The organism is Arthrobacter sp. 08Y14 (assembly GCF_002929455.1).
GTDB classification, from domain to species: Bacteria; Actinomycetota; Actinomycetes; order Actinomycetales; family Micrococcaceae; genus Arthrobacter_B; species Arthrobacter_B sunyaminii.
The window spans coordinates 1-522 of record NZ_PJIX01000061.1 but is presented as its reverse complement, the minus strand read 5'-3'; the positions used below and the strand labels follow the sequence as shown (position 1 = coordinate 522).

Below are 522 nucleotides of genomic sequence, written 5' to 3'. Positions count from 1 at the left end.
ACAAGACCGGCACACTGCAGTTCTCGGCTGGTGCCGATGGTGCAACGGTTGCCTGGAACCTTGACAACATCTCGGTTCTGAACGGTGCAACCGGCATCACCTTCGACGTGAATTCCTCCGGCACACTGTTGATCTTCCAGAATCAGGGAGGCTCCACGGTTCAGATCGCACAGGTTACCCTGAATGCGGCAACTGGCAGCTACGTCTACACCCAGACGGCTAACCTCCTGCACACGGCAGGTAGCGATGAAAATGAAGCTGAGTTCAAGCTCGGCTTCAAGGTAACCGATGGCGACGGCGACACGGCCGACGGCAAGCTGACGCTTCTGATCGACGACGATACGCCGGTGGTGAAGCCTTACGATGTCAATACGATGCGTATCATCAGCGATGATGACACGGTCGTTGGCCGCAATGGTAACCCTGGCTTTGGTTCGACCACGACCGACGGTAGCGGCTCGGACAGCCAGGAATACAACAAGACCGGTACGCTGAAGTTCTCGGCAGGCGCCGATGGCGCAA

Annotated in this window: 1 protein-coding gene; it reads left to right on the top strand. The window is 57.5% G+C overall.

From position 1 onward, the window contains the following. Positions 1-522, top strand: a 522-nt coding sequence (locus CXR03_RS18420; RefSeq protein ID WP_181034685.1) for a hypothetical protein, incomplete at both ends; no start/stop codon positions are given.